At 35.3% G+C, this 23,434-nt stretch carries 20 protein-coding genes; 9 read left to right on the forward strand and 11 right to left on the reverse strand.

Annotation, left to right across the window (positions count from 1 at the left end; translation table 11 throughout):
* Positions 1–14 precede the first annotated feature (14 nt).
* Together K3G25_RS03235 and K3G25_RS03240 are read right to left on the reverse strand one after the other, a co-directional pair.
* The gene (locus K3G25_RS03235; protein WP_232489587.1) at positions 15–6,863 is read right to left on the reverse strand and encodes a phage tail tape measure protein; all 6,849 of its coding nucleotides are present in this window, start codon (positions 6,861–6,863) and stop codon (positions 15–17) included.
* 745 nt (positions 6,864–7,608) lie between these two features.
* On the reverse strand, positions 7,609–8,742 hold the full coding sequence (locus K3G25_RS03240; RefSeq protein WP_127010388.1) for a GIY-YIG nuclease family protein: 1,134 nt from the start codon (positions 8,740–8,742) through the stop codon (positions 7,609–7,611).
* Between the two features lie 174 nt (positions 8,743–8,916).
* On the opposite strand from K3G25_RS03240, the gene K3G25_RS03245 reads away from it, so the two are divergent.
* Together K3G25_RS03245 and K3G25_RS03250 are read left to right on the forward strand one after the other, a co-directional pair.
* Positions 8,917–9,795, forward strand: a complete 879-nt coding sequence (locus K3G25_RS03245; protein ID WP_127010386.1) for a tyrosine-type recombinase/integrase — start codon at positions 8,917–8,919, stop codon at positions 9,793–9,795.
* An 85-nt stretch (positions 9,796–9,880) separates the two neighbouring features.
* Positions 9,881–11,374, forward strand: a complete 1,494-nt coding sequence (locus K3G25_RS03250; RefSeq protein WP_127010384.1) for a DUF4062 domain-containing protein — start codon at positions 9,881–9,883, stop codon at positions 11,372–11,374.
* A gap of 107 nt (positions 11,375–11,481) precedes the next feature.
* Here K3G25_RS03250 and K3G25_RS03255 read toward each other — a convergent pair whose 3' ends face one another.
* The 9 genes from K3G25_RS03255 to K3G25_RS03295 all read right to left on the reverse strand — a co-directional run bounded on the left by K3G25_RS03255 (position 11,482) and on the right by K3G25_RS03295 (position 19,306).
* Entirely contained in the window at positions 11,482–11,649 is a 168-nt protein-coding gene (locus K3G25_RS03255; protein WP_169061554.1) for a hypothetical protein, read from the reverse strand.
* 11 nt (positions 11,650–11,660) lie between these two features.
* A complete protein-coding gene (locus K3G25_RS03260; RefSeq protein WP_101293907.1) occupies positions 11,661–12,140 on the reverse strand; it encodes a hypothetical protein in 480 nt (159 codons plus the stop codon).
* Positions 12,137–12,298, reverse strand: coding sequence for an XkdX family protein (locus K3G25_RS03265; RefSeq protein WP_014471786.1), 162 nt, complete (start codon positions 12,296–12,298; stop codon positions 12,137–12,139). The genes K3G25_RS03260 and K3G25_RS03265 overlap by 4 nt, the downstream gene beginning before the upstream one ends.
* Positions 12,299–12,682: a hypothetical protein gene (locus K3G25_RS03270; RefSeq protein WP_101293908.1), complete on the reverse strand. Its 384-nt coding sequence runs from the start codon at positions 12,680–12,682 to the stop codon at positions 12,299–12,301. It abuts the gene before it with no gap.
* Positions 12,679–14,001, reverse strand: a complete 1,323-nt coding sequence (locus K3G25_RS03275; protein WP_101293909.1) for a hypothetical protein — start codon at positions 13,999–14,001, stop codon at positions 12,679–12,681. Before K3G25_RS03275 ends, K3G25_RS03270 begins: the two co-directional genes overlap by 4 nt.
* A gap of 38 nt (positions 14,002–14,039) precedes the next feature.
* The gene (locus K3G25_RS03280) at positions 14,040–14,609 is read right to left on the reverse strand and encodes an HNH endonuclease family protein (RefSeq protein WP_224960742.1); all 570 of its coding nucleotides are present in this window, start codon (positions 14,607–14,609) and stop codon (positions 14,040–14,042) included.
* Between the two features lie 10 nt (positions 14,610–14,619).
* Positions 14,620–14,814 carry a helix-turn-helix domain-containing protein gene (locus K3G25_RS03285; protein ID WP_101293910.1) on the reverse strand — a complete coding sequence of 65 codons (195 nt, stop codon included), beginning with the start codon at positions 14,812–14,814 and terminating at the stop codon, positions 14,620–14,622.
* Positions 14,815–15,218: 404 nt separating this feature from the next.
* A complete protein-coding gene (locus K3G25_RS03290; RefSeq protein ID WP_232489588.1) occupies positions 15,219–18,065 on the reverse strand; it encodes a hypothetical protein in 2,847 nt (948 codons plus the stop codon).
* A gap of 344 nt (positions 18,066–18,409) precedes the next feature.
* The gene (locus K3G25_RS03295) at positions 18,410–19,306 is read right to left on the reverse strand and encodes a hypothetical protein (protein WP_127010382.1); all 897 of its coding nucleotides are present in this window, start codon (positions 19,304–19,306) and stop codon (positions 18,410–18,412) included.
* Positions 19,307–19,849: 543 nt separating this feature from the next.
* Here K3G25_RS03295 and K3G25_RS03300 point away from each other — a divergent pair.
* The 7 genes from K3G25_RS03300 to K3G25_RS03330 all read left to right on the forward strand — a co-directional run bounded on the left by K3G25_RS03300 (position 19,850) and on the right by K3G25_RS03330 (position 23,427).
* Entirely contained in the window at positions 19,850–20,815 is a 966-nt protein-coding gene (locus tag K3G25_RS03300) for an AimR family lysis-lysogeny pheromone receptor (RefSeq protein WP_101293912.1), read from the forward strand.
* Between the two features lie 29 nt (positions 20,816–20,844).
* Positions 20,845–20,988, forward strand: a complete 144-nt coding sequence (locus tag K3G25_RS03305; protein ID WP_157829250.1) for a hypothetical protein — start codon at positions 20,845–20,847, stop codon at positions 20,986–20,988.
* 224 nt (positions 20,989–21,212) lie between these two features.
* A complete protein-coding gene (locus tag K3G25_RS03310) occupies positions 21,213–21,371 on the forward strand; it encodes a hypothetical protein (protein WP_157829251.1) in 159 nt (52 codons plus the stop codon).
* A gap of 188 nt (positions 21,372–21,559) precedes the next feature.
* A complete protein-coding gene (locus tag K3G25_RS03315; RefSeq protein WP_014471796.1) occupies positions 21,560–21,907 on the forward strand; it encodes a hypothetical protein in 348 nt (115 codons plus the stop codon).
* A 16-nt stretch (positions 21,908–21,923) separates the two neighbouring features.
* Positions 21,924–22,202, forward strand: a complete 279-nt coding sequence (locus tag K3G25_RS03320) for a hypothetical protein (protein ID WP_101293914.1) — start codon at positions 21,924–21,926, stop codon at positions 22,200–22,202.
* Between the two features lie 6 nt (positions 22,203–22,208).
* On the forward strand, positions 22,209–22,766 hold the full coding sequence (locus K3G25_RS03325; protein WP_101293915.1) for a hypothetical protein: 558 nt from the start codon (positions 22,209–22,211) through the stop codon (positions 22,764–22,766).
* A gap of 79 nt (positions 22,767–22,845) precedes the next feature.
* Entirely contained in the window at positions 22,846–23,427 is a 582-nt protein-coding gene (locus K3G25_RS03330) for a hypothetical protein (RefSeq protein ID WP_101293916.1), read from the forward strand.
* Positions 23,428–23,434 lie beyond the last annotated feature (7 nt).

Genomic DNA, 23,434 nt, shown 5'->3' on the forward strand with positions numbered 1-23,434 from the left:
CCGACTCTAAATGATTAAAATTCCATGCCGTATTGTTTTTGTCTTTCATTTAGTTCCTTCATTACCTGATTAGTAATCTGTTTAGGATCATTAATCCCGTGTAATGTAACATTATTGTTGAATACAGGGGAGATGTTTTTGGTTGTTTCCTTAGTATTATTGAGTGTTGAAATCGGTTTACCAATGTTTTGAATGCTAGGTATCAAACTATTAGAAAGACTTGATTGATTAATATTCGGAATTATTGATGGAATAGTGGTGATTCCTTTGTTAATCAAGGTTACTAATTTTCCACCTTGACCCCATTTAGGTGTTTCATTATTCAAATCGTTATCAGACAGATTGCGAACTTGCTTTACAGTTTCAAGCATGTTCTTGGTGTCAGTCTTATTCAGAATAAGCTCTTTATCATGAAGAATAGCAAGCTTGCCAGAACCTAAACCTGTTCCTGTGTATCCTCCTGTTTCAAATGAGGATATTTTTTTGCCTGTTGTATTACCTTTGGTCACAGTATTCAGGGCATTGGAGGCTTCTTTAAGCTTATCGATAAGGTTATTAGAGATACTTTTACCAATGGACTCCATATTGCTGTTAATGAACTTAGAGAATTCATTCAGCTGCTTAGCAATATCAGTAATCTTCCCATCCATTAGCTTTTTTTCAAGCTCTTTAAAAGCTCTCTCGTCATTTGTCAGATTATCATATTTATCATTTATGGCATCCTGATCTTTTTCAAGTTGATCCTGCAACGATTCTTTTCGTTTGCTGTTCTCGCGATCTTTAAGAAACTCATCTAAATCAATCTGTTGTTTTTCTAATTCCTTTTTCAGATCATTATAATCAGACTTGCCTTTTTCGGAATCATCGAGTGCAAGCTTGTTTAGCTTATCTTGTATTTCCTGAATTCCATCTTGTTTCTCTTTTAACTGTTTTTGAAATTTAGCTTCATCATCAGTTTTATCAATCTCATCAATCAAGTCTTGCGTAGCTTTTTGATGCGCTTTTAATTCAATATCACGCATCTTTTCGTACATCTCTTTATAGATGGAGACAACTTCATCAGCAAGGGATTTATAGATGTCCTTGATCGACTTTTTGGTGTTATAAAGCTCAAGATTATAATCTTTCTGCTTATCTTTCCAATTTTCGATTTCCTCTGTGATTTGTTTCTGGATGTCAGGAAAGCCCTTTGCTGCTTTTTTCTGTTCCTCTAATTGCTTGATGTATTTTTTGGTCTCAGCCTGCTGTTGCTGTACTAATTTGACTTGCTGACTGTAGTACTTAACTTTATCTTTGTCTTCCGTAGTCATCTGAATCTTATTGTCAACATCTTTGATTTTGGATTCAGTTTTCTTTGAAGACTTTTCGATTTTGTTAAGCGTTTCATCAACCTCAGACTGAATGAGCTGTCCTCGGAGTTCTCTTACTTCTTCTTGGAAATTGATGAGATCAATCTTAGCTTGTTTTAATTCCTCAGCAAGCTGCGCTCTTTGAGCGGCATTCAGAGTTTTGTTTGTTTTGATTTCTTTTTCAATAAAAGAAACCTTCTGACTCTGAATCTTTTGCTGTTCAGTTAAAGCTTTTTTCTGATCGTTTGTATACTTGCGGAATTCTTTACTGTCGCTCAGGTAATGACTAGCGAGCGCTTTGTCTTTAGCGATTCTTACATCAAAATCACCAATACGCTTGTCATATTCATCAAGCTTCGACTGAACGATTTCATATCTGAGTTCCTGTATCTGATCGTTTACTGAGTCAATGTCACCTTGGAGGGAGAGGAGGTCGGATTTAGCTTGCGCTATTGCTTGTTGTCGTTCTGCTTCAGCTTGAGATGCATCTGAAATAGATGTACCCACACCTTTTAAATACTTCTCAGGGTCAATTGTCTTTCCGTTTTCCTCAATTTGAAGATGAAGGTGATTTCCAGTTGAATTACCCGTACTGCCAACTTTACCGATGGTCTGGCCAGCTTTAACAGTTTGACCGGCTTTAACAGAAGGGGTATCAAGCATATGCATATACTTAGCAACTTTTCCATCATCCTGCTGAATGACAACCCAGTTACCGGCAGTCTTGCTATAACCAGCAATTTGAACTTTCCCACTCTGAACCGATTTAATTGCGGTTCCAGCTTTTGCTGCGAAGTCGATACCTTTGTGTGGAGTTGATCGGTAAGCGCCATCTTGTGCACCATACTTAGAACTTATTCTAAACGCACTGTTCTTCGTGTAGTAGCTTGCAATAGAGGAATTAGCAGAAGTCATTGACTTGGTGTAATTTGACATGATCTTCTGAACATAATTCTGTGTTTCTTTGAAGGGAGGGACTCCACCATATTTAATTACATTACCAGGCCCTGCGTTATAAGCAGCAAGTGCTTTCTCAACATTACCACCAAATTTGCTTAGTTGTTGGGCTAAATATTTCGTGCCACCCATAATGCTCTGATAAGGATCATAAACATTGTTTACCCCTAAGCTTTTAGCAGTGGAAGGCATCAACTGCATTAATCCGGCTGCGCCTGCTCCAGAACGAGCTCTTGCGTTGAATCCTGATTCTTGTTGGATTACAGCTGCAATTAGAGCTGGATCGACACCATATTTGCTTGCGGCAGAATTAATGTAGCTGGAGTATTTACCGGAGTAAGACCCGCCACCGGAAGAATAAGTACCACCAGAAGATGAACCAGAGGAAAGGGAAGAGGTTACGATACCGTATTGTGCAATGTTCCCTGACTTGATTTGATCCTTGAGGAGTTTGGCTTGCTCCTGCATAAGCTTTTTCTTTTGTTGAAGAGCTTTAATTTCTTTCTGCAGGGCATTTCGATAACTTTGAGAATACTTTGGATAGTCGTTTACCTGCTTATTGTACTTTTCAACTTCAGCGTTGACTTTCTCCAGAGCTTCCTTGTATTTATCAGCCACATACATAGATGTTTTCATTTCCTCAGAGGCTTTATCACTTGAAGAAGAAAGGTCATCAAGAGATGTTCCTGTTTCAGATAGGGAAGTTGAAGCCAAATCGGCTAGTTTATCAAGCTCTTTAAGTTGATCGGTGATATCAGTGACCTGGTTTAAATCATCTTGTGTTTTCGGTAGGAACTGTAGCGCACCACTGTTCCCTTTTTTTAGTTCGTCGTATATCTTTTTCTTGTTGTCTTCAAGCTCAGACTTCATTTTATAAGCGTCTTGGACAGTCTTGATAGCCTTGACTTCAGACTTATACATGTTGATCTTTTTATTTAATGCATTAGCCTGATTAATTAGATCTTGTCTTACAGATTGTTGCATATCATTGTAAGCTTTGAGTTTTGTGTCCCGAAGCTTAACAACTGCATTTCTGTTGATTTTTACAACACCATTTTCAACAGAAATTGCATCAGCAAGATCATGTTCTTTCTGAATAAGCTTCATGGCTTCTGTTGCAGATATGCTTTTACCTTCAGACATTTTTTCAAGGAGGTTATTTAAAGGGGAGATGCTGTCAGACATAGTGTCATAAGCTTCATTTTGAATGGCAGATATAGCAGCATCATTTTGCTTTGATTCAACTAAGTCATCGATGATTCCTTTAATTGCTTCAAAATCACCTTTAGCTTCTTTGAGCTTGTCAGACAAATTCCCGACTTGCTCACCTAATGCATCTACACCTTCACCATTTTCATCCCATGTTACTTTTGCAGTTTGTGCAGAATCGTTTGTAGAGTCAATGGCTTCTTTTAAATTGTCATAAGAGAGAACCAAGCCATTATTCTTGTTTTCACCAGTCATGTATTGATTGACGAGTTCTTCCAGGCTCTTAGAAGCGGAAGCAAATCCGTCTTTATCACCAGAGTTCAGTGCTTTTTGTATTCTTACCAAGTCGTCAGAAACTGTTTTAGAAAAGGAGGTTAGTTCATCAGCACTAAGCTTAGTAAAATCAATTTTGCTAAATGCATCGTTAATATCTTTCTTTATGTTAGGGTCAATTTTTATTGAGTTATAAGCGTCAACTGTTTTCTGAACTTGTTCCCTTATTTCAATTTGAACACCAGATAGACTTTGACCAAGTCTTTTGATTTCTTCCTTTGCTTTAACACCTGCATTTTTGTAATCATCATCACTAGAGAAAGGACTTTCCAGGAAAGACCAAGCAGTTTTACCTTTTGAATACGTGCTGGCCATTTTCTCATACTGGCTCATCTGGTCGTTTAATTTTTCCAACTCTTTGAGCTGATCCTTAAAATCACCTTTAGCACTTGTTTTGATGTCTTCTTTGTTTAATTCGACTAAGTCTTTGGTGTACTTAATGGCATCCTTTAAAGCATCATTGGTTTTAATGATTGCATTGCCCTGAGAATCATAACCAGAAACCAGCATAGGAAATGTTTGTGCTAATTGTTGCGTGACTTGTAGATATTCTTGTTCTCTTTCAGATGATAAAGAACCTGCTTCCTTAGCTTTTTGAAGGTCTTGATATTGACTTATAAGTTTGTCAGTTTCATCTTTATTAGTTGTAATTGCTTCAATGCTTGTGGACTTTGATTGCTCAAAATCCTCTTTAGCTTTTTTTGCCTCTGCATATCCTGATGTTATCTTTTCTACTACCAGACCAACACCCATCAATACAGCGCCAATCGCTGTTGCAGACCCAATACTCTTAATGCTTGCCGAGAAAACTTTAGATGCAATTGCTGCTCTAGACATTCCAGATTGAAGAGCTAAAGTGGCACGTTGAGTTTCTGTAAGTGATTCAGCCCCAAATATGAGTGCAGTTTGAAGAGCACGGATATTCTTGTTAAAACCAACTACAGCTAAATTGGCTGTCATAAATGCAATAGGTAAAAACCCAATACCCTTAACTAATCCAGAAATAGCAGAAAGGGCATTCCCCGCTACAGATACAGCAGCAATCAACCCATCACTTACAAAAGCATCTCCTGAAGCAATCGCTAATTCAGTAAACTTGTTTTGGAGCGTGTTTATTCTTGCTTGTAAGCTGTCAGCGTATTTCTGTTGTTCACTCCATGCACTCCCGGCGGAATTAGCGGCGGTTGTTGCGGCATTCTGGGCAATAGAGAAATTATTCATCAAGGCATTAAATCTTGAAAGCTGATAAATACCAGCCACGCCTATTGAGGTATTTTGCTTTTGTGCATCACTCAGAGTGTCCCATTTTTCTGCAACTTCGCCGATAAGGTCACTTGCTGACTTAGCTTCTCCACCCGCAGTCTTTACCGAAATTCCTATCTGTTCTAAGGCTTTAATCGAGCTATCATTATTCCCAATACGTGCGAAAATGGTTTTAAGTGAGTTACCAACAATGTTTCCTGATTCGCGAGTAGTACTTGCAATTGCTGTAGTATCACCAATTAAATCATTTAGTTCAACACCAAATGTTGAAGCTGTTGAACCAGCTTTTCTAATACTGTTAGCCAGATCCATTGTAGTTACAGCGTAGTTGTTATCGACTTCATTAAGCTTATCTGCAATTGAAATGGAATCGTTTGCGGCAATATTAAAGTTTAACATTGCGGCAGTTAAAGTGTTAACTGTGTCGTCAGGAGTCAAGTCAGAGACGTTTTGAAGTACCTGAGCGGTTTTTGTTAGAGTGGACAGTTCACTTTCATCGAAGCCCATACGCCCGAAATCACCGGTCATTTGGAGAATGTCAGTGATTTTGTTTGAAAGTGTGTCACCTAAATCGATTGACTCTTGAAGAAGTTCATTAAATTTATATTCTGGCTGATCCATTACCCGACGTATGTTTGTCATTTGAGTATCAACTTGTATTACTTGATCAACCAGGGATTTTGCTCCTTGAACCGCTCCATAAAAGAGTGTTCCACTAATCAGGTATGTTGACATATTTTTGAAAGCTTGAGTTAGCTCTGCACCAAAAGAAGAGGCTTGACTTGCAGCTGTTTGAGCATTTGAAGCCAATTCCCTGAATTGCATGTTCAAACTTTGCATTTGTGATCTTATGTTGTTTCTACCGCCGGCACTTACATTAAGACTATTTACTGCATTTAAATAATCTTGAGCAGCTTGTCTATTGCCGTCACCCATTGTATCGCCGTAACGTGTATTAAGGTTTTGTACGTTTACCTGCGCTTGACGTTGATACAACTCAATAGTTTTTCTGAGTTCATTATTTTTCGCCACAGCAGCAGACTTATCATCGAGCATCTTAATTCTGTTTTGTAATGCTTCAATTTGCTGTGCTGTTTGAGCAGTATTTAATTTCCGTCCAAGGGAAGAGAGGGTGGTGTCAGTTACAATTCCTTGCTGTCTAAGTTTTTCTAAATCCAGCTTTAATTGTTCAATGGCTTTTCGTTGCTGATCATAGTTCGTTGTTACTTTAGATGTAGTAGCATTTGTTTTTGGATCAGTTGTATAGGTAATATCATCGAAGCCATTGCGGTTCTTTTGAGTAACCCTCGTTGTTTGTCCTTGAGAATTCTTCTGTTCTGTTCTTTTCTGTACTTGACCAAGTTTTTCAGTCGCTTGAGCAAGCCTGTTAACTTCTTGCGTTTGTTCACGTAATGATTGATTGCGATTGTCTATGGTCTTTGTTTCACGCTGAATGATTTCGCCATTTTTCTTATATTGCTGCGTCAGCTTTTCAACAGTGCCATCGGCATTTCTGGTAATCGTTGTAGTTTCTTTAACTGTTTGATTGAAGGATTTAAGATGTTTTTGATAAGTGTCGACTGCAGAGGAGAAATCGTTGAGAGTCTTTAAAGCAGAGGCATCAATATTGGTCTTTAAATTAAGGGAATTAAGCTTTTTCCCTAAAGATTTAATTTGCTGATTTAACTGTTCGACAGTCTTTGAAGAGGTATCAGCTTTGGGTGTGAGTATGATCTTTAAATCTTGACTCATTTTGTTTAAACATCCTTTCTAAAAATAATAAAAGAGCCGCTTATAGTAAGCCGCTCCGTAATGTGTTTTGATCTAAATTAACCCCCCATAAAAGGTGTTCGTAATTTCAGTCTAAAAATGCAAAAAAGCCTACTATATCAACGATAATAGGGCGTGATTAAGGTGAATATAATAAGCGTTATCGTAAAAGCCTGTAATATCAATGTTTTAGGGCTTTATTTGGTGGAGTTCATTAAAAATAGAGGGTGAAAAGGTTGCAAAAACGTTGATATCATGGGGATTTACGATAGCGATTACGATAGAGAATAACCCTTAAAAAATAAGTTGGGTGTGGAAATGGAAGTGCTAGGGGTACATTTGTTCCTGTTTTTTGGCCTTTAGATGTTAATATACCCCCTATATATTGGTATTGAATTCCCTATATAACATACATTATACGTGCATTTCACGGGGTTTTTATGGATTTCCTCAAAATTGAATGAAGAACACACATTGAAATAAAAATCAAGAATAAATTTTAAAAACTTTGCATTTTTGTTTGTATAACGGTGTATATTTTTTTATTGTTTATCGTGATCGTAACGAGGTTATTTAAATCGAACACTTATTTTTATGCATATTTACGAATATATAAATACACGCTTTACACTGATTCATAGTACAATTTGTTATAAGTTATGAATATAGAATGAGGGATTGTTTTCGGTTGCTATTATAATAGAAGAAACTCGTCACAGATAGTCATTTAAATGGACGATGAGGTGCTTAAATGAGCCACAGAAGGGTAAATGTGAAGTTGTTCTAATACTTGTTCATTTGCAATTATGGTTTTACAATCAGGGTCAGTGATACCCAATAGATCAAATATATGCTCATAACTGATCCGTTTAAAGGCTCTGAAGCCAAATTCAGAATACATCTTGCGTAACACCTTATCAATGTCACAATCCATAATGATATTACGCCTTTTAATCTTATCCTTAAAATAGGCATCAAATGAATCCTTATTGTAATACTTCCGCTCACTGATCTGTTCCTTTGCTTTCGTCATTTCCTTTGAGAAGAAGTCACAGCATATCGAAATCTTATCTCTAAGCTTAACATGTTTATAGTCCAGCAAGGTGTGTTGTAAAGCATCCAGTTGAATAGGGGTTAACCCTTTTGGTTTTCTTGGGATCCATGAGGGATCTTTTTTCATACTGATTAATACGGAAACAAAATCTTTTGGGACAAGAATGTTTTTGAACATAGGAACAGAAACACCAAGTTTAGTCAATTGTCTTTTATAAGCTGATGATTCAAGGATAGCAAAGCCAACTTGATTATACCATCTATTTAGTAAACCAGGCAGCCGATCATCCGTTGTTATCTCTGAATTATGAAGAGAGTTCATCATCCATTTATCAACATCAGACTTTAAGAAATAAACACGTTTTCCTATATTGCTATGTAATGATCTTGCTTTATCGAACAGTTCTTCCGTCAGACATCGGAGGACATAGGATTGAGTATATTTATAAACAACACCTTTTGTGTTCTTTCCTTTGGTTACTCTTCGGTCATTTCTCCTGCTCGGCTCTTCCAATGGATTGCTTATGTTATAAATTGTGTGGTGTTTCTTATATTCTTCAATTGTCTCAAACTCTAATACACTAAGCTTACATTTTGTATCATGAGTGGATATAGTGACAAACTCAAACGATTCTTCTCCATACTTATTCCAATCTCTTTGTAGTAAGTAATTATGATGTTTCCCATTTCTTAAATCTCTTTTGTGTTCTTGGTGTCTTGATTCAATATCAACCGAGCTACCAATGTAAACTTTATTATTGGCTGTGTTAACAATCTTATAGATACCACGTAATTTTTTATTTGCCATTAGGTTTGTTGCTCCTTTGCTGAATAGAATAGAAGGTTTGATATAACTTCGCATAACTGTAATTATGCGAAATAGATCATTTACTTATGCGAAACAGAATGATATGATTTAATAAAATAAAGGGTGATTTAAAGGGAGACTCAATTTCGCATAAGTAATGTGAGGGGTGGAATAATGCAAGATTATAATAGTAAGCTTATAGAGGAATATATTTTCCAATTGAAGAAAGCTGAAAATACGAAACAAAGCTATAAGCGTGATCTTCAACTTTTAAATAAATACTTGAGTGATGACGACTTAAAGATTGACCGCTTATCGTCTACGATTGTTCAGTTGTTTATTGATGCTTTAGAAAACGGCACAATTAAAACAAATAAAGGGGAACGGTACAAGGCAGCAAGCATAAACAGAATATACGCCAGCATACGCTCATTTTGTATTTACACTGAACAATTTGAAGCCTTTAAGGATATTCGTATCACTAAGACACAACACATCTCAGAATTAACTCCAAAATCCGTTGATGTTAATTACATTGAATCAATAAGAAAACGGATAGGAGACAGAAAGAATAAGCCTAAGCTAATTAATTATAGAGACTTGGCTATCATTGATATGTTGCGTCTTACTGGTATGAGAGTTTCAGAGCTTGTGGATCTAAAGAAAGAAGATCTGACTTTGAAAGGGAATCCTTATCTAATTCACATTAATAAATCAAAAGGGAAGAAAGTTAGAGACATTCCAATAAGTAAAGAAAAGTTTCAATATATTCGCCGGTATCTTGAAACAAGAAATGATGATTCCGAATATGTCTTTGTTAGTAGATCCAATAAGAAGCTAACAACAAGGACGGTTCAAATGCTCTTGAATGAATATGAGATAACACCACACATGTTACGTCATACGCTTGCTACAGAATTAGCCAAGAGAGGCTGGGACTTATCTACGATCGCAAGGTTCTTGGGTAATACCGTGGCGGTTGTACAGCGTTATACAATACCTACAGAAAAACAAATGGCAGATGCGGCTGCTGATATTTATACGATCAACTGAGAATCACAGGTTGATAAATAGCCATCATTTGAATAATAGGATAAAATAGGTATTAGAGTTTATTTTTAATGAAAGGAAGAACCAAATGCCCAAAGTTGTTACAAGATATAACTTATTAATATCTTGTCCATCTGACGTCAAGGATGAGATAAAAATTATAAGGGAAACAATCGAGGAATATAATAAACGCGATGGAGATAAAAACAATACAGTAATAATCACAAAGCACTGGAGTAAGGATTCTTATCCACAATCTGGCGGGAGACCACAGGAGTTATTGAATCAACAATTTGTTTTAAACTGTGATTTCGTAGTTGCAGTTTTTTGGACTAGATTTGGAACTCCTACCGAAAAATACGGATCAGGAACTGAAGAAGAGATAGAAGAACTACTAAAAAGCGGTAAGCAAGTTTTTCTTTATTTTAGCGATCAGGCATTAAGTCCCTCCTCATATGATCCAAGTCAATATAGAAAGGTAGAGAAATTTCGTAAAAAATACGAAGGCAGAGGGATTTACGCGACATATAAAACATTACAGGAATTCGAAAAACAGTTTTCGGATCATCTTAAACAATACTTTGATTCACTCCCTCATGAAAAACAAGTAAAACCCATGAAAGCTCAAGCTCAATTGTCAATTCAAGGTGTTAATAAAGGAAAACCAGCTGATCAAATTAAACTATATCAATACGACTTTTTAAGCCTAAAATTTATTGAACAAGCCAAAGAGGATATTGTGTCAGAGTTCCAAAAAATTAAAAATATACAATTGCCTGTTCAAACTACAAAGCCGCACTATCAAGAACCGGTAGTAATATCAGAAAGAAATAAAAGTTTGTTATGTGACTATGCCAATAAAAATAACATTGAATTAAATCCAGATGAGTTTTTTTATCTTGGAAATTTATCTGAGTTTGAAAATCTAGGTACATTTTCATTAATTGGTAACGTCGAAGAAAAAGCGAAATTTAGACGGATTCACAATTTATTAACTGCAATTGAAAAAAACCAAGATTTTATAAATTATTTCACAAAAATGGATAGCAAACATTTTTTGAGTTTATGTCTCTCCAATCATGGTACACATCCTGATGAAGAAATAGAAGTTAGGTTATTTGTTGACGAAGGGTTATTATGCAAAAAAGAAGAATTACCTTTTCCAGGAATCGGAATGAAAAATGCCATGGGCTTTGATGATATGGATGAGCTTCTAAAGAATGTTTACAAAGAAGGAAAATCTCTTTGGGTTAAAGAGTATGAGAGTGAAAACGTGAATCCAACGCTCCTTGATGATGAATTTGAGTACGCATTTGGAAAAATGATGCCAACTGACAGCGAAGAAGCAGAGATTCACAGAAAAAACTATATTGAAGAAATCAACGATATTTTTATATATGATTATTATAATGAGGATAGTATGGATATATTAATTTACACACAAAACTATATAAAACATAATACGAATATCTATTTACCATCTAAATTAGTATTCAATTCCCCGCCTGATAATATACGGTATGAAATTAGATCTAAACATTCTCCTAATGTTATTACAGGGGAAATCAAAATTGAAATTTAAAAGCATAATAACACCGTTCAAATTGAGCGGTGTTATTATATGCTCACTCATAACAACCCTTTATTTCAACTGTTTAGTCTCAATAAAATATGGATTTTAATTGATTATCACCATTCAGAAATCTTGCCAGAACTGTACGAATACAGCTTTTCGTCAGTGCTGTCTATGTAAACTAAAAAGTCGAGCGGGTTTTCAGTTCCTACTTTGAATCCGTATGTTTGTTCTATTCGATACAACTCTTTTAAGAATTCCTCTAAATCTCTCTTACGGGACATAGTAACCTCCGTTATTCAGCTGAATTTTCAATCTCTTCGACCTTATTAAGGATGAGATCATTTATTTCCTCTTGAGATATGTTTGACAGTTTGTCTAAATTCTCTTGCAACATCTTTGTTGCTTCATTAAGTTTCTTTATGCTCTCTTCAGGAAAGCTGCTTAGAATCAAAGGGAAAAATTCAGATTCTACAAGGCTGTGAAACCATTTGACTTTGTTCTTAATATCATTTGGGATTCCTAAATCCGCAAATTCTTTAATAAGTGAAAAAGCAATCCAATCAACAAAATTGATTTTCTTAAAGTCAATCCCTTTTTCTTCAGCTTGTTTTTGGTCAGAAAGTATCTGTTTAAACAAGTTGGATAAACGAGAAGGGGAGAAGTAAGGGTAAATAAAAACATGAACGTCATCAGTAAGTTGCACTTTTTCTTTCTTGTCGTATTTGCTTACACTTTCTTCGATCAATCCGAGATTTAATTTTTTAGATGTCATTTAATTTCTCCTTTGTTTTCGTAAGGCTTGCCTACAATTTCTTCATACTGTTCGGGTGTAATCCAGTCTATTTCAACATACGTCCTTATATCGTCGTCATCATAGCACTTCCAGTCATAGAACTGCTTAATATCTGCAAATTCGGGGTATGAAGCCATTTACTTACCTTCCTTCAAGTCAGTAATATCTTTTTGTAGTTGTGCGATTAATAGAGCTGTATCAGCTTCTCTTTGTCTTCGTTGAGCATTTTCCTTTTCAGCAGCTGCCACTTGCAATGATAATTTAGCATTCTGCATTTTCAAAAGGTCAACTGGTGATGAAACCCGCCCATTTTCAATTTGTTTTTCTAGTTCCTCTTTTTCTTCCTCCGTTGCGGCTTCTGTCCATAACTTATCTGATGGATGATACATCGCCTTTATGAAAGAAGGAGGCTGAATGACCGTGCAATTCTCAGGGATTGAATAGTCTCCTTCTTCATCCGGTTCAATAATAACGGGTTTGGTTAGAATGAAATTTTCATCATACTCATAAACCTGAATCATGTTATGTCTCCTTCTTGAAAGCCCACTTCTACATCAAGGTAATAACCTCCGCCCATCTTGTTTGAGTCAGCTGGGTCTGGGTATTTTATTTTCAAATCACCATTATCGTAAATTATCAGATTGGCTGTCCCACCTGTTCCGCTGAGCGGTACTGATTTTACTGCACCGCCAAATGGTACTAATTCTGCAGGTATTGAGCCGAACACAATCTCTGGTTCAGTTCTAACATGACCTCTTAAAACTAACAGCGCTCCCCATTTTGCGTAAATGGGCGTTCGTGTGCCTACTGTAGCTCCATTTTTTAGCATGATGTTGGCATATTTGACGGCTCCATTCCATCTATCTTTATCAGTTTTTGTTACGTGAATATTTGTATTATCCGAGTGAGCTGCTAAACGCTTAATTGATCCCTGTTCTGTTTCATAATTTGTCCAATCAGACCATACGCCGCTCGATAAAGACTTTCTCCATAAGCTTCCATCATTACCGAAAGCTGTAGCTTCTCCATGCGTTGAGGAAGAGTAGAGGTACATTCCACGGGTTGGTACGGGTGGTGTATTAATACCTGTTTCAGCCGTATAGAAGGTAAATGTCTTTCTCTGGCCTATTGCGACACTCTGAAAATCAACTCCTTGGGATACATTGATTAGAACAGAACCGTTATCCTTGGTTATTTTAGAGAGTTGAGCAGCGTCCCATCTATCCCGATCAGATTTGTCGATATGGACATTAGTGTCATTCAGATGATTATCAAAGTCACTTTTAGTAGCTTGTTTTACATTGTCTACATTCTCAAGTCCAACCTGTTCAGCAGTTACCTTGTGAGGATTTGAAGTATCTGAGGTGTGTTTGTCAAAATCTGCTTTCTTTGCTTGCACGTCGTTAGTGACGGCTGATAACCCTATTTGTGCTTTTGTTACACCATGTGGGTTGTCTTTATCTTCTAAATGAGCGTCAAAATCAATTTTCGCTGCTTGCTGAATGTTATCAACCTTAGACAAACCAACCTGGCTTTTTGTAACTGAATGGGGATTTTCCTTATCATTCAGATGAATGTTTAAATCCTCTTTGGTGGCCTGTTCTTCATTGATTACATTTGATAATCCGACTTGTTCTTTAGTGACATGATGTGGATTCTCATTGTTTTGAATATGCATTTTTAAATCAAAATTCTGCTTCTCCATAAAATCATCAACTTTTTCAGATAAACGGTTTTCGTGAGCAGACATATGAGCTTCAGTTCTGTAAAATTGATCTTTAAGGTTATTGATTTGTATATTGTTTTGTTTAAGCTGACCTATAAATTGTGAATTAGACATAATCATTCCTTTGAGTTAATTAATTTAAAAAGCTCCGATTAAATAACGTTTGCATATTTCTTTTCTTTTAATATTTCTGAAACCGCTCTATATGACTTATTAAATGTGACACTAATAAACCGTGCTACATTGAAAAAGTCTTCCGGGTCAAACATGTTATAGCCCTCATTTTCAAATTGTTGTCTAAGTGAGATGATTTTCTTTGCAGTATCTAATCTGTTTTGAAGTTTCTTTCTCTGTATAGTGATTTTTTCACAAAGGTTGTCTTTCCTTGAAAGGCTTGTGAGGTTAGCGGGGTTATTATTGAATGTAAAACCGTCAATATGATGAATATCAAGATTATTTTCTTTTAAATAAGAGAGCGGCATATTTTCTTTAGCACTCCAGATCACTTTATGTAAAGCAACATTGATGACCTTCTTATTATCATCAATTAAATTAACGTAAACGTAACCTGTGTTGTTTGGGAAATGGGATAAGTACATTTTTGTTTTAAGGGAGTACACCCTACCGTAACCTGAAAAGTCAACACGGTAACCTGAAAACGTGGAGTTTCCAGTGGGTGGGATTGGGTGTAAATCGGGGGAGTTTGAGATAGGAGTATTCATTTTTATTCTCCTAAATTCCAGGCGTATCTTTATTTAAGTTGACCAAGGCGTTTTCAACTTCAGCAGATACATTACACTTTCCATTGAAATATCTTGAGATAAGGGAAGGGGTGCGATAAACTGATTCTGCGATTTCTTTAATTTTCATTTTTCTTTGTTTTGTCAGTTGCATATGAAGCAAATAACGATCCTCAATATTTAGCAAATTTAAATCCTCCTATTTAAATTAAATTTATGAATGTAATTAATTTAATGAAAAAAAGGTGATCAGCAACCCCAAGCTTAAAGTTGCTGATCGAGCCAAGCCCTTGAATGCACCTCTAAGACCTAAAGGTGATAGTGCTTCCTATTATTGACTAGAGATCGAGAACTGGAAAGACAAACAGATTAGCCAGTACAAAGAACTGCAAAAAGCTAAGGAATCAAGAACCCTTTAATCAGACGAAGAGCAAGAATATCTTCAAGTAACACAGCAATTGAACGCCAATAATAGGAAGCTAGGGGGAGCGAAGCATTCTCCCCTTACGTCCATTATCTCGGCTATATATCCAAGTGGAAAAGCTAGTCATACCAAGGGTTTTCTCATCTGAATAAATTTAAAATAGCTAATTAACCGTGACATTTTTTAAAATTTCTGCTTTTGTTTTTTCTCCTTCTGTTCATTTTTGTATCATGAGCTTTCTTGCAAACTTGGCATCTCGACTGGTTTCTCTGAGGGTTCTCAATCGCACAGCCACAATCAAGACAAGATGTGATATTTAAGACATTCCTTTTTAAATTCCGTAAAAGAACATGGCCAAAGCTACGCCATAGGGTTAATTTATAAGGCGCTTTGTCCTTTGTAGAGTACAAATAGGTCACAAGCGTATTCACTACAAAGTCAATATCTTTATTATGCTCATTACCTTTATCCAAAAGTTTTTCCTTAATATGATCGTAAAAGAATTGATTCATTTCACTTTTCTTCTTATCTCTATATTCTTTATTCTTCCGCTTATCTTTAAGATACTTCCTTTTGCTGTCTTTGAGCTCACAATAAAGATTTACAATTGCCTGTGCTGCTTCTATATCTTCCTGTGAATTAGAACCCTTCTGAACGTTTAAAAGATTTTTGTAATCCAGTTTCTTTTTAATATCTCTAAAGTAGATACGTGAAGGGTTAATAATTTTCCTTAAACGGTTTACCACAGAACTATTTAATGGCTCAACTTCATCTTTCGCTTTTCCTTTTGCATACACGAAGAAGTGGGGGAGATTTAGTTTTGTATATCCACTTATTTTATTTTTAGCCTCATGAGGTCTTTCAGGCATCCATAAGGTTTTAGCGTAATCAATAGTTGCATTTGATTCCATGCATAAGAATTTGACTACATCCAGTTTTTCAGCATCAAGCGCCGCTCTTTCTTCATCAGTGGCATTTTCTTGAGCAACATAGTTCCAAACCTTGCTTATCTCATTTGATACAATGCCTATTTGCTTTGAATAGGCAGCAACTAAACCATCATATATATTCTGTTTATTTAATTCCTGTGACTTTGCCACAGAAAGCTCATACTCAAGTGGAACAATCCCTTTCATATGTTTTTTGGCAATATCAATAAAGCGGTTATTGCTAACAATTAAAGCATCGTCTCCGTCTACATCAAACATTAATAACTTTGAGATTAAATCATGAATACTTGTGTAAATGCTTTTAGAGATGAACCACTTTGCTTTCTCTTCACCCAATGTATTTTTTCTTATAGCGTGTTCTCTATAAAGGTGAGGGGAGCGGAGGACGTCTAACTCCTGTTTTGCGAAGAGGCTACAATAAACTTCACCATTCTTTAAAAGACCGGCCGGCTCCTGTTGTTTTAAGAATAGCCATTGGGCAAAAGCAAATACATCAGGGGCAATATAGGTTCTTTTTGAATTTTTAAGTTTAATTTTACCCGCTCTAGCATTATTGACCATACTTCTTTTAGAGTCTTTGATAATCTGTTTTGAATATTCATCTGAAAGCAGAGGGGGATATATTGCAATTGCGCTTTGATAAAAATCCTTTTTTTCATTTGAATCATCAGCCCGTAAAAAACGGAGCATTGTTTCTTCTGATTCACCAATTTTGGACAATTCATCGTTTGTATTTTGAGCAAAATACGTTAAATCTTCATCACTCATGTCACCTAAAGTCTGTAACACTTGGTAGTTGAGCGGTTGATCTTTGAATTTATCGGGTTCAACATCACATTTTGAAGCTTCACAGCCCTCACTAATAAATGTGTTTTTGTAATGCTGCCATGAATCATAATACTTCCACATTTTAAACTGGCTTTTGGTGAAGATAATTTGAACATCATCTTTCACTACGTCCCATTCCTTGCCGTATATATCTTTGACTAAACAAGAATCTTCCTTGACATACTCAGCTATAAAGTCATCAAAAGGGAAGGGGACAAGCAATCCTTTAAAAAAGGGCAATCTAAACTGAAAGCATTTATTGTTCTCAGTCACTTTGGGCAGCATTATTCCCGCTCCATCCATATGTTCAATAGCAATGTCCATGCGCTTTCTTTGAATACTATACTGCTTATCTATGTAATCGACATTCCTGCCTTTTAGGACTGTTTTAAAGTCATCAACAACAATGCACTTGTTAATATCAAAACCCTGCCAGACAGTGCTTGCAGTAAGACAAAGGGCTAAATAGGCGTTGAACTTGTTTACATTCATTCCGCCTTTATTATTAATAACATCTTCATTAAGGCCGCACATTATTTTATTTTTATTCTTTTTTAAAACAGAGGAGCGGATGAAGATATTCTTTTTATTGCGAATCATTCCAGCACTTGATGTGAAATATTCATATTTTTGATTATTGTACTTAAACCCTTTAGTGACAATATCCTTGAATACCGCATAACTGAATACCTCAACAGATATGATATCCTTTGTAATTTCGTTTTCTTTAATACCTAATGTCCGTATTAAGGAGGAATCAAATTGGTTTATAATATTCTTCATATTAAGGGCATCAGGACGAAGAGAGCGGATTTTCTTGTTCTTTGGATAACATTCTTTTAGCTTTTTAGTGCAATCATCAATTGCAGTTTCGCACACCTCAAAATACTTGTACAAACGGGAATCGGGATTGGGAACAAGTTTTTGCTTGTCTATGCTGCAAATGACGTACTCAAGAAAAATCTCGTTGTACTTCCTATGATTAAAAGTTTTCTTCTGAAGATCATGAAGCAGCTGCTCATCATGTTTACTTAATTTATTTTTACTCTTAATGATACTATTGTATTCCCAAATAAACTTGTCTAACCGCTTCTTATACTTCTTAATTCTACCTTTCATGTTCAAATACGCATCTTTTATTACTTGATGCTTCTGTTCTTCAGGCGTGTGAAATGCTTCGGTTTTTACAGCATACATGTAAATTTGCTTAGAGAGGTTTTGAGTTGTTTTATTCAAGGGCTTGGATCGACTCCTTATTTTTTATTTTTATGGATAAACAATACACATACAACCAAAACAAGAGAGTTGGCGAACAATTTTAATTGTGAGACAGGACAGCAATTTTTAATTGTTGGCCAGAAGATTCTAAAGAATCTTCTAAAGGGTATTCTTAGATTTTTCTAAAGGCTATTATTTAAACTATTCTAAAGTATATTATTAAGTTATTATAGCGAGTCACGACCCCCCTTGAACCTTAGAGTCCCATGGGGTTGAAAACCCATCAAAAAAATTGAATTCACATTTCAAATAATCGGTTTCTGATTTTTGAAATTAGGTTCTTTATTAAAAAAACTGACTTCTTAAAAAGGCAAATCAACTTCTTCTAATAAAATATCATCTTCCTTTTTATAAAAACTGACTTCCTCTTTTTCTAACTTCAGTTCCCCCATGGTCTTTATATTAAAGTCTGGTATGAACTTTGATGAGGTTTCATGTCCCGATTCCATTTGTATTTGATAGTTATTAGGGTACATCTGTCGGATCAGCTGAGCACCGTCAATATTTAATGATTTCAATTTTTCAATATGATCTTGTGTTGTCTGCGGTAATTTCCTACGTGTTTTTGAAGCGATAAGGCTATATCTCATCCATACCTGGTCTTTGTCTTTTTTGCCATATGCATATGTTTTTAATAAAAATAAGTATGTAATGAACTCTGTGCGGCTCAATTGTCCTTGCGTAAACAAATTAAGGTCTTTTAATGATACGAGAAAGAAATTTACAGGTACGGGCTTATCCTTGCCTTTTTTATGATCTGGAATTAAATTTGGATACCAATGTTTTACTTTCTGATTGCTTTTTGTAGAAGGGTTATAGACAACTTGATTTTTTTCAGTTATCAGGCTTACTATTCTTTCCTCTCCATCATCTGTTAGAAATACTTTTGATTCATAAGGAGAGTAGCGACAGTTGCACGATACTTTGTATTCTTTCAGTCTATTAATTACTACTCTTATTTGTTTTTCGCTACAGCCAATCCAAGAAGCCAATTCTTTTGCGCTTAAAGTAATCTTGTTTAGCATCATGATTTGAAGATGAATATATGTGATTAAGTCTAACTCTGACATTTTGAGCTCTTCATTAACATATAGTTCATCAAATATCTTATTGTTGACCAAGAGGTACTTGATGCCGCTTGACTCTACAATTTTTTGGATTTCTTCTTTCCCCTTAATATGTTTTCGCTTTGATTTCAATAAACATTCTCCTTTTGTGCTTATTATTCTGGTGCTTAGACTTCCTTGTGGGAGCTTCTAGTAATCACATTTCATTTAGTACCCTTTGAACGGTTTCGTCTTTCTCATAAAGCCAGAACCGCTTATTTCGAGTGCTTAAAGCTTCACAGATTGATGATGCTCCTGCTGCTTTCAACTTTCGGTGTAAGTTTACCGAGTAGCAATAGAAATACTTCGATTGCTTCATATTGTCACCTCTTTCTACATTTTATTTTTACTCTTAATGAATATGAAGTTGTCAAAGAGCGGGGCAGGGGATATGAGATATTTGCTTTAAATAGAAGAAACTCAACCTAAACTATTTTAAATTTATTCTAAAAATAGTTACAGTGTTCCTGCCTAATTGAATTATAACACCGTTTAGATGACGATAAAAGTGAAAAATAAGGATTTTTAGAATAAAAATAAAATAAGTTATTGACTCTAAGCGAGAGTCTGAGGTATATTGTTAACAGAGACAAAAACAAAAAATAAGTATCGGGTATCTGACAGGGGGAGCAATTAATGAACTTATTGGACAGAGGTTTAGAAAAAGAAAGTTTGAACGAAGATATCAGATTTTTGGAACTAGCAGATTTGAATGAAAACTTTGACGAAATGGAACTTTTAATTGAAAAGCTACGTTTTTCGAAGAATACTGAGGCAAAACAGTATAGTGAAGTTTACAGCATACATAGAAAACTGGCCAAAGGCGAATTAACAGTTAATGAAGCATCCAAAATGATTGGACGTATGGATATCAGCGTACCTGAACTAAAAGTCTTTTCTGAACTAATGCTCCTTCCTGAGTATCTGAACCTATCAGAATATAAGGTTATGAATGGAATTGCCAACAAGATTGATTTAGACACTATTGAAAATGAAAACTTCTTTAAGGCGTCATACCGTTGCAGACTGCTGATTATGTCAGCTAATGCTTATTTAGGCTTAGGCGATCTGAAAAAAGCGCAATTCTACGCAGGATTAACCATTGAAAATGCCACTGATAGCCGCTTTCTTGCTTATGGTTATCTAATACATGGTAATACTTTGTTGTTTTCAGATTATAGAGAGGCTAAAAAGAGCTTCTTAAAAGGCTTAGAGCATTCTGAAAAGGGAAAATCCCATTATAAAGAGCTTAGAAGATCTTTATCCTTCCTGGAAAATTACTATGGTGAAAAAAATGAATACCTTGATTATAACTCATTAGAAGTTGGGGAGCAGCAGGGCGTGGCTTATTCATTTATAAATGAAGGGAAGATTGCTGAAGCACTTCAAATTCTCGATAGAATTGAAAATGAAAAGCAAAATAACAACTTACTTGGCTTTCACTTCTTTTATAAAGGGTTGGCGACTAAAAGCAAAGATTATTTCTTCAAGTCTGTTAAACACTTTAAATTATCAGATGATAAGTATTGTGTAAAACTCCCTTTGGACGAACTGGAGAAATTGGGTGAGAATAAAGCCCTTTTAGAATTAATCACTTTGTGAGGGAAAGGCAACTTAAAGGAGGTGAGAACATGAAAAACAAGTTGAAAATTGGTTTGGCTGTTGCTGTTTTGAGCGTTTCCGTAATTGGTTTTGTAGCTAATAAGACTATGAATGCTGCTGCAGACGCTAAAGAGCCACAATTTAAAGTTGCAACAATTGGACGTGGGGGATAAGGCTACATAGTGTATCCAACCAAGTACAGGAGGGCTATTTCATAGCTCTCCCCTTTATTACAGTTTTTTAGGATAAAAATAAAATAACGATTTTATTAAGAATTGGAATGAGGGCAGTGTGTTTCAATATGGGTTATAAGACAGGTTAAGAGTGATTAAAAGCCGCTCTTTAGGTGTGTTAGAATCCATCAACTCTAATAAATTTAACATAGGAGAATAATAGCATGAGAAAGTTAAGCAAAGACCAAATTGACGATTTAATTGAAATTTACAATGAAACAAAAGCACCTAGTGTGATGAAATTCTTGTTGAAAAATGGAGTCCTTGTAGTATATGAGGGATGTGTTAAGGAGAGGGAGAAAAGAGAAATCGAATGGGCATAAACTGTAAAGGGTGATCAGTTATTAATAAAAGCAAAATTGCGAATGACAATAGGTTTTTTAGCTTATCAAATAATCCCAATACTTTTTACAATGATTCCTTGAAAGCACACCTGCGATTCTATGACAACTATCCTGGGGTATACGTTGAAATAATTAAAGAACTTGGTGACAAAAGGGTAATTATTGATATGCCGTACAACTTAAAACACGGAGTATGCAAGAAAATAAAATATAGACATTATGAAGAAAATCTCAAAAAAGACATTAAAGCAATGTTGAGCGCCTTTAATTCCTTTACTGAAGATGGTTTTCACGAAATGGAGCTATGGCAATTGGGCAAAAACAAGGATTATGGATTTGTGAGGTCTGAATATTGCCCTAAAGCTTTTGTAGATAAAAATAAAATTAGTGAAGAATTACTGAGTGAGATAAAAAGGGATGGGCATTATCAGAAGAAGTTGTTATGTAAAGTTGAAACAGACGAAACAGGTCAGCCTTACGTGGCTGAAACAATTCACATTAAAAATAGCTTATAAGAATTGGAGTGTTTGAATGGAGCAATTAACTATTTATGAACAGATAATGAAAGACCCATCTTTTCGTAAAGCAGCCCTTGTTAAATTTGGATTCGGACAAGTGTCACCGGTTAAGGTTGAAAAGTGGTTTAAAGGATATTATCCGCCTAAATATCATGAGTTTAAGCAGCTGGCAAAGCGGTCGAATGTAACTGAGCTACATAGGGAAGCAATGACAAAAGAACAAAGGGACAAGATATTAGACTTAGAAGAGATTTACAGCAATGAATTAAAAACGAGAAATAAGGAGAGATAGAAAGATATGAAAAAAGTTAGAAAACCGCTTGAAAAAGACATTTTGTACTCCTTACATAACGCGTTTATTCTAAATAATTCAACGGCTATATCTAAAGTTAACATTTATTTAGATAATAGAAGAGAAAAAAAAGTTGATTTTTCGGATTGCAAAAGTCTAAAGCAAGAACTAATCACTCTGTCATTTGAAATTTTCGCAAAAGGAAAAAGGTTTCATTTCATTATTGACAACTTCCATGTAGAAAACGAGGATATCGTCAAAGTAACTGATATTGATTATATCATTGATGAAATATCCGTTGACTTCGATAAAATTCTTAAGTATTACGAGCTCAGGGACACAGATGATGAGTTGACTGATAAAGAAGATACTTACACTCTTGAACAGCTTGGTTTCAGTTTTGATCAAAGCGATAATCTAGTACCTTATGATAATTTCAATAGTTGCGCTACTGATTTCGAAATAGGCGAAATGCTTTTACAAGAGGCACAGAAAAAAGACGGAAAATTAATATACCTAGCATCTATTAAACAAAGAGCACAAATTTCATGGCCTGAATGCTGAACATGTTGGTGTTGAAACTTATAGTAGCATAAAATAACCGATATTTTTAGGATTAAAATAAAATTAGAGGAGAATGAAAATGACATTTGATAATATTCGATGGTTTACTAAAAGTTCTAGCGGGGTTGGATTTTATGCTTCTGCTCAACCTGTATTAACACAAGACTTAATTTCAATTAAGGAACTTATAAATGAGAATACAAGAAGAAAATCAACATTGGGTGATATTGAATCTATTGGTTCGGAAGGATTTCTTCTAATTTGCAAGGAAGGTGCTTTTTTCTTCGAAGATGACACAGAAGACTATATTCCAGTTAAGATTGAATCCATTTACAAAGACGCATACAACAATATCATTGGACAACACGATCTAGTGTTTGCATCTGAGCAATACGAAAACAATAATACTGTTTCTGATGCTTACGGAAGATACTATGGACTTCTAAGTCTTTTGAAAAGTTTTCTAATTGAAAGAGGACAAGAAGCAATTGAAGGCTTCGAAAGTTTCGCTTTTAATCGCACAAATAGAGAAAAGTTCGTTGAAGATATTTCAAAAATGCTTTCAGAGGCTAAAGATGAAATCAAAGACAACATCCACAGCCCTGAAGAACTGAGAGAATGTATCAAGGAATCTGTTGAAAAATATGCTAATCAAAAATAAGGATGAA

Source organism: Bacillus sp. FCW2 (genome assembly GCF_021228595.1).
Taxonomy (GTDB): Bacteria; Bacillota; Bacilli; order Bacillales; family Bacillaceae; genus Bacillus; species Bacillus velezensis.